Raw genomic sequence first — 3,829 nt, 5'->3', positions numbered from 1 at the left:
CTAGAGATCGGTTCTGATCAGACGATCGGGAGCCGCGCGGATACCCGCCATCGGCCGTCGACCTCCGCGGCGCTAAACTCGCCGCTGGCTCCGAGCACGCGCTCGGCCATCCGGTTCAATCCGGTGCGACTGGAAGAGAGCGCGCGGCGCGGTTCGGAGGAGAGCGGGCTGCTCACCGAGAGCTCTGCCGCATCATCATCGACATCCAATCGGATGCTGATCTCGCCCTGCCCGGCATACTTGAGGACGTTCGTCGCGGACTCGCGCACGATCCGGGCGAAGATGATCTCGGCCACGCGCGGAAGCCGTTCGTCACGAGGATCTCCGTCGCAGCGCACCGAGTGCCCGGCATCCTCGAACTCACCACGCGCTTCTTCGATGGCTTCAGCGAGATCACCGGTCTGCACACCGGCGGAGCGCGGCCCGTCATCGGTTGCGAGCTCGATCACGAATCGCAGATCCGCCATCGCCTTGCGCGCTGCCGCGCCGATCGCGTCCTGAGACTGCTGACTCATCTCGGCGTCATCAAGCATCTGAACGTGCAGAGCGACGACGGTGAGATGGTGCGCGATGCTGTCGTGCAGTTCGCCGGCGATCCAGCGACGCTCGGCGAGGACCGCTTCACGCTCCTGCTCGGCTTGGAGCGCGAGCTGTTCCTCGAGGTGATGGCCCCGCGCCGATCCGAACCGCAGCGCGAACCCGATTCCACCCGACACGATGGCGATGATGAGGTAGATGCCGACGTTGACCGTGGCCCCGCCATCGGTGTACGCGATGATCACGACGGCCACCAGGAACAGCACGACGTACGACAGCATGAGCGCGGTCCGGCCGATGCGCATGACCAGTCCCACAGCCACGGCCGCGGCGAAGACCACCGTGAACTGCGTGCCGGTGATGAACGACAGCCCGAACAGGACTGCCAACAGCGTCGTGGCCGTCCACGGCCACCAGAGGTACAGGACGAACGTCGCGGTCGTCGCGACGCTGAGGATCGTTGCGAGTGGTTCGGCGTTCGGAGAGACGAAGAAACCGACGAGATCGACGGCGGCGATGCCACCGATGAACACCAGGATGATGATGCGTTCGATCCGGCTCAGCGCCTCATCGTGCGCCAGTTGTCGGACGCGATCTTCCCGCAGCCGCAGGCCTGATCTCACGACTATCTCTTCTCCTATGCGCCAGGTACTCTAGCGATAGAGCCCGAATGCGCGTGCAAGCGCTTCCCAAAAAGTCATCCCGTTCACCACCCTATGCTGGTCTTAGGTCGAATGCCTGACTTAATCTTCTCGACATCGATTCGATGCCACATCGGACTCGTGATCAGACTTGCCTGGCCAAATGTCTATGCTCGGCGCGAAGCGCCCATCCGCCCCGGTTAGGCTTCCTCCATGCCGAGCATCCGCGTTCTCGTCGTCGATGACGATCCCCTGGTCCGCACCGCACTGTCGCACTTCGTCTCCAGGGATCCTGAGATCGAGGTCATCGGCCAGGCCGAGTCAGGGCGAGAGGCCATCGACTTCGTCGAGAAGGACCGCCCGGACGTCGTCATGATGGATGTGCAGATGCCCGAGATGAACGGGATCGAAGCAACAGGTGCGATCACCGCACGCTGGCCGGACGTCCGCATTCTCGCCGTCACGACACTCGACGGCAGTGACACCGTGCTGCCGATGCTGAGCGCCGGGGCATCCGGGTACCTGCTCAAGGACTCCAGCGCGGAGAGCATCCTCGCCGGTGTTCGCGAGGTGCACAGCGGGGCGAGCTCGCTCTCGCCGAAGATCGCCTCGATGCTCATCCGGCATGTGCGCGACGAGGCACCCAGCCAGACCGGCTCCGATGATCTCGAGCAGCTCACGGACCGTGAGTCGGAGGTGCTCGATCACCTCGCACAGGGCATGTCCAATGCCGAGATCGCGCACGCGCTCATCGTTTCGGAGGGCACGGTCAAAGCGCATCTCGGACGCATCATGGCGAAGTGGCAGGTGCGCGATCGCGTGCAGATCCTCGTCACCGCCGCACAGGCAGGACTCGTGAGCTTTCGCTGACCGCGGATACGATCGAAGGCATGGTCGTCACACCCGCAGCCCTCTCGCACGCCGAAGATCTCGCTGAGTTCGTCGCGGCATCCCCCTCGAGCTATCACGCCGCCGCCGAAGTCGCACGCCGTCTCGAAGACGTCGGATTCGTCCGACTCGAGGAAGAGAACGAGTGGCCGGCGCAGCCGGGTGGGCGCTTCGTCGTCGTACGCGACGGCGCGGTGATCGCGTGGGTCGTGCCGACGGATGCCGTACCCACCAGCCCCGCGCAGATCCTCGGTGCGCACACCGACTCCCCCGGCTTCAAGCTCAAGCCCAAGCCGACCACCGGGTCGCGCGGCTGGCTGCAAGCGGGCGTCGAGGTGTACGGCGGGCCGCTGCTGAACTCCTGGCTCGACCGCGAACTGCGGTTGGCCGGGCGGCTCGCTCTCGCCGACGGCCGAGTCGTGCTCGCCGACACCGGTGCGCTGCTGCGCCTGCCGCAGCTGGCGATCCACCTCGAGCGCGACAGCAACAACGGACTCGCCTTGGACAAGCAGTTCCAGACGCAGCCGGTGTGGGGCCTGGGTGATCCAACAGCCGAAGACCTGCTCGGTGAATTGGCCGCATCGGCGGGTGTGAACGCCGGTGATATCCGCGGCTTCGACGCTGTCGTGGCCGACTCCGCCCGCGGGGTGGTCTTCGGCAAGGACGATGCCTTCTTCGCGAGCGGACGACTGGATGATCTGGCATCCGTGCACGCCGGCGTCGTGGCGCTGGCCAGCGCTTCGACTGCTGAGCCTGCCGGAGCATCGGGAAGCATCGCGATCCTCGCGGCGTTCGACCATGAAGAGCTGGGCTCCAACTCGCGCTCCGGCGCCGCCGGGCCCTTCCTCGAAGACGTCCTTGCCCGGGTCTACGACGGGCTGGGGGCAGATGTGACCGATCGGCGCCGTGCATTCGCGGCATCCTGGCACCTGTCCAGCGACGTCGGCCACTCGGTGCACCCGAACTACCCGCACAAGCACGACCCTGTGGTCCAGCCGCTGCTGGGATCGGGACCGATCCTGAAGATCAACGCCAACCAGCGCTACGCGACCGATGCACTCGGCGCCGCGGCGTGGGCGCACTGGTGCGAGTCCGCGGGCGTCGCATCGCAGGAATTCGTCTCGAACAACGCCGTGCCCTGCGGGTCGACGATTGGTCCGATCACAGCGACGCGTCTCGGCATCCGCACGGTGGACATCGGCATCCCGATCCTCTCCATGCACTCCGCCCGTGAGCTCGCCGGCGTCAGCGACCTGCACGACCTGACCCGCGTCGCGGAGGCTTTCTTCTCCGCCTGAGCCCGTTTTCCGGTCCCTGAGCCTGTCGAAGGGCCCGGAAAGCAACAGAGCAGTGCCAATATGGTGGCATGTCAGAGAAGATTGCGTCAGCGCCCGGACTGATCGAGCGCGCCGGCATCGAGATCATCCCCGAGTCCGACCGCACCGCGAAGCCGCGCGACCTGTTCTGGCCGTGGTTCGCAGCCAACGTGTCGGTGTTCGGCATGTCCTACGGGTCGTTCGTCCTCGGCTTCGGCATCTCGTTCTGGCAGGCGACGATCGTGTCGGTCATCGGCATCGTCGTGTCGTTCTTCCTCTGCGGGCTCATCGCGATCGCCGGCAAGCGCGGATCGGCTCCGACCATGGTGCTCTCCCGCGCGGCGTTCGGCGTGCACGGACAGAAGGTGCCGGGCATCGTCTCGTGGCTGACGTCGATCGGCTGGGAGACGTTCCTCGCGATCATGGCGGTCCTCGCCACCGCGACCG

Annotated in this window: 4 protein-coding genes; 3 read left to right on the top strand and 1 reads right to left on the bottom strand. The window is 65.9% G+C overall.

Translation table 11 applies throughout. The features are described from left to right. Positions 1–17 precede the first annotated feature (17 nt). On the bottom strand, positions 18–1,160 hold the full coding sequence (locus ACTIAO_RS17340) for a sensor histidine kinase (RefSeq protein WP_441907319.1): 1,143 nt from the start codon (positions 1,158–1,160) through the stop codon (positions 18–20). A 231-nt stretch (positions 1,161–1,391) separates the two neighbouring features. On the opposite strand from ACTIAO_RS17340, the gene ACTIAO_RS17335 reads away from it, so the two are divergent. The 3 genes from ACTIAO_RS17335 to ACTIAO_RS17325 all read left to right on the top strand — a co-directional run. Beyond that, the gene (locus ACTIAO_RS17335) at positions 1,392–2,048 is read left to right on the top strand and encodes a response regulator (protein WP_441907318.1); all 657 of its coding nucleotides are present in this window, start codon (positions 1,392–1,394) and stop codon (positions 2,046–2,048) included. A 20-nt stretch (positions 2,049–2,068) separates the two neighbouring features. Continuing rightward, entirely contained in the window at positions 2,069–3,364 is a 1,296-nt protein-coding gene (locus ACTIAO_RS17330) for a M18 family aminopeptidase (RefSeq protein ID WP_441907317.1), read from the top strand. A 68-nt stretch (positions 3,365–3,432) separates the two neighbouring features. Then, positions 3,433–3,829, top strand: a 397-nt coding sequence (locus ACTIAO_RS17325) for a cytosine permease (protein WP_441907316.1), incomplete at its 3' end; no start/stop codon positions are given.

The sequence above is a fragment of the Microbacterium sp. genome (assembly GCF_052099035.1).
In the GTDB taxonomy this organism is placed as follows: Bacteria; Actinomycetota; Actinomycetes; order Actinomycetales; family Microbacteriaceae; genus Microbacterium.
Note: the sequence above shows the minus strand (reverse complement) of the source record. Positions and strands in the feature narration are given on the sequence as shown.